The following is a 3,150-nucleotide window of genomic DNA, read 5'->3' as shown; positions in this document are numbered from 1 at the left end:
GGGTGGCGACGTTGAACTTGATGGCCGGCAGCGCCTGGGCGTACCGGAGCGTGATCATGTGCAGTGCGGCCTTCGACGAGCTGTAGGCCAGCTCGTGCATCCTCGAGACGGGCTGGTCCGGGTCGGTGACAACGGCGAAGGAACCGCCCCCGCTGCCGACCATCACGACACGCGGGTTGTCCGCCGCCTGGAGCAGCGGAAGGAAGGCGTGCGTGACCCTGATGGGCCCGTACACATTGGTCTCGTAGACGGCGTGGATCTCCTCGACTGTCGCGTCCGCGGGCGCGACCACGCGCCCCGGCGCGCCCGCGTTGTTGATGAGCACGTCCAGCCGGTCGGTGTGCTCGCGGACGAGCCGTACGGCGTCGGCGACCGACTCGTCCGAGGTGACGTCCAGCGGCACCATGACCACCTCGGCGCCGCCGGCGGTCAGCTTGTCGGCGGCCGCTTGTCCGCGTTCCGGATCTCGCGAGCCGAGGAAGACCGTCCAGCCTTGCTCGCCGAGCCGCCGGGCCGCTTCGTAGCCCAGTCCCTTGTTGCCTCCGGTGATCAGCACCGAGGTCTTTCGCGTAGCTGTCATGCCATCCGTGACGAGAGGCAGCCACCGGTTGTAACAAGGTGTGGGCCGCCTCACGTACGGGCTCGGTAGTGGAGGTATGTGACCGAGAGGAGCAGGGGACCCCACAACAGGGCCGGCAGGTAGCAGCTGACCATCAGCACCCACCATCCGTTGCCGCCGGTGAACCCCTCGACCTCGGCGACGAACAGCCGGCCCACCGCGAAGGTCCAGATGACGATCAGCAGGATGCCGCCGACGGTCGCCGGCACGACCACAGCCGCCGGTGGGATCCGGCGGCCACCGAGCCGCGGCACCCAGGCAGGCACGACCTCACCCCAGGGCCGCACGAGGCCGATGGTCAGCAGGGCCAGCGCTTCGGTGAGGACGGTGAGGAAGAAGACCCACGCCGAGCCCCAGCCGGGGATGTCGCTCGCCTCCAGGGCGGTCGGGCTGAACCCCATCCCGAACCCGAACCCCAGCACGGTCCGCCACACCCCCGAGGGCAGGACGGTGAGCGGTACGAGGTGAGCGAGGATCACGGCACGCCGCCCGGCAACGCCGGTGGCTCCGGTAATCACGATGTTTGGCATGTCCTGTTGACGAGGCGTCCGGAAAAATCGTCACAGCACGACCAGGATGTGTCGCCGCTCACCAGCTGTCACGTTTCGCCGGCCGCAATCGACCAGTGGTTACGACGACACCAGGTGGAAGGAAGAACGATGCGCGTAGCAGTGGCCGGAGCAACCGGCCGGATCGGTTCCCTGACGGTGGCAGCCCTCGAACGCGACGGGCACGAGGTCCGGCGGATCAGCCGCGCCGAGGGGGTGGACGTCCGCACCGGAAGCGGACTGGATGCGGCATTGACCGGCGTGGACGCGGTGATCGACACGTTGAGCAGCACCGCCCCGGACCGGGCCGAGACGGTCGGCTTCTTCACGGCGACCACCAGAAACCTGCTGGAGGCCGAAGAGCGGGCAGGCGTACGGCACCACGTGGCGCTGAGCATCGTGGGCGTGCACAAGGTCGAGGGGAACGCCCACTACGCGGGCAAGCGGGCGCAGGAGGCCGCGGTGGAGGCGGGTCCGGTCCCGTTCACGATCGTCCCCGCGACCCAGTTCCACGATTTCCCGGCCATGGTCGCGTCCTGGTTCGAACAGGACGGGGCGGCCCTGATCCCGCCCCTGCTGCTCCAGCCGATCGCGCCTGAGGACGTGGCCGGCGTGCTGGCCCGGGTCGCCGTGGGACAGCCGCAGGGCCGGCACCGTGACGTCGCCGGCCCCGACACCCAGGACCTGGTCGACATGGCCCGGCGCACCCACATCGCGCAGGGCAGGACGGTCCGCCTCGTGCCGACCTGGCACAACGGCGTCTTCGACCAGTCCATGGCGGGCGACGTCCTGCTGCCCGGCCCGGACGCCGAGATCACTCCCACCACCTTCGAGGACTGGCTCGCCGGCCTCAACCTGCCCCGGCCGACCGCGGAAGGTCCATGGACGCGAGGCGCTCAGAGTCGGTGACGGACAGCATCTCGATGATGCGACCGTCGGCCACGGTGCACGCCATGACACCCAGCGGCCTGCCTTTGCGGTCCGACGCCACGAAGCCCGGCTCGCCGTTGACCAGCACCGGGTAGGTGCTCACCTGCGCCCTGACCCCGTGCTGGGCCCGGGCGGCGACCTCGGTCGCGCCCTGTCTGACGACAACCCCGTGCCCGGTGTACGCGCGCCACGTCACGTCCGGGTCCAGCACCCGCAGCAGCCCGTCGAAATCGCCGTTCCGGGAGGCCGCGATGAACGCGTCTACCACCGCCCGCTGTCTCTTCGGCTCGTCGCCGGCCCGGGGCCTGTCCTGCACCTTACGACGGGCCCGGTGGGCGAGCATCTTCGTGGCGTCGGGGGACCGGCCGACGATCGGCGCGATGTCCTGGAACGGCACCGCGAACATGTAGTGCAGGACGAAGGCGAGCCGTTCGGCCGGGCGGAGCGTGTCGAGCACCACCATCAGCGCGAGGCCGACCGAATCGGCGAGCAGCGCGCTGTCCTCGGGCGTATCACCCGGGTCGGCGGCCACGATCAGCTCGGGCAGCTGCTCGGACGGCGCCTCCGGGCGAGCCCGGCGGGAGCGCAGGAGGTCGATGCACACCCGGCCGACCACGGTGGTCAGCCAGCCGGCGAGATTGTCGATCGCGGCGGTTTCCTGGCGGGCCAGCCGCAGCCAGGCCTCCTGCACCGCGTCCTCGGCGTCCGCCCGGGACCCGAGCATCCGGTAGGCCACCGCGACCAGCCGCTCACGCTGCGCCTCGAAGGCTCGCGCGACGGCTTCGGGCGCGTTCGATCCGGTCATGTCGATACCTTCCCCCAGCACGTTCCGTCATGAACATGACGAGTGGCGGAGGGCCGAGGTAACCGATGGAGGGCAGAAGGGTCCGGCTGACTCTGGTTGGATGGGTCTCCGGAGGACCTCGGGGGTGCGCCGGACCGATCAGTGCAGCACCCGGGGGCCCGGCGGGGAAGGAAGCCCGCGGCCCGGCCGGGCAGTTGTGAGCCCCCCGGCGGGGTCCTCGCCGCTTAAGTGTGTTGTGTTTAGGTGTA

At 70.4% G+C, this 3,150-nt stretch carries 4 protein-coding genes; 1 reads left to right on the top strand and 3 read right to left on the bottom strand.

Annotated elements, in window-relative coordinates; translation table 11 throughout:
• The coding region (locus tag AB0C29_RS27240; protein WP_360825648.1) for an SDR family NAD(P)-dependent oxidoreductase at positions 1-580 on the bottom strand (580 nt) is incomplete at its 3' end.
• A gap of 50 nt (positions 581-630) precedes the next feature.
• Positions 631-1,098: a hypothetical protein gene (locus AB0C29_RS27235; RefSeq protein WP_360825645.1), complete on the bottom strand. Its 468-nt coding sequence runs from the start codon at positions 1,096-1,098 to the stop codon at positions 631-633.
• A 180-nt stretch (positions 1,099-1,278) separates the two neighbouring features.
• On the opposite strand from AB0C29_RS27235, the gene AB0C29_RS27230 reads away from it, so the two are divergent.
• On the top strand, positions 1,279-2,076 hold the full coding sequence (locus AB0C29_RS27230; protein WP_360825642.1) for an NAD(P)H-binding protein: 798 nt from the start codon (positions 1,279-1,281) through the stop codon (positions 2,074-2,076).
• Here the strand turns inward: AB0C29_RS27230 and AB0C29_RS27225 are convergent.
• Complete coding sequence (locus tag AB0C29_RS27225) at positions 2,018-2,902, bottom strand: sigma-70 family RNA polymerase sigma factor (RefSeq protein WP_360825639.1); 885 nt, start codon at positions 2,900-2,902, stop codon at positions 2,018-2,020. The two genes, AB0C29_RS27230 and AB0C29_RS27225, sit on opposite strands and share 59 nt — an antisense overlap.
• Between the last annotated feature and the right edge of the window lie 248 nt (positions 2,903-3,150).

This window comes from Actinoplanes sp. NPDC048791 (assembly GCF_040650095.1).
GTDB lineage: Bacteria > Actinomycetota > Actinomycetes > Mycobacteriales > Micromonosporaceae > Actinoplanes.
This window is presented reverse-complemented; position numbering and strand designations above follow the sequence as displayed.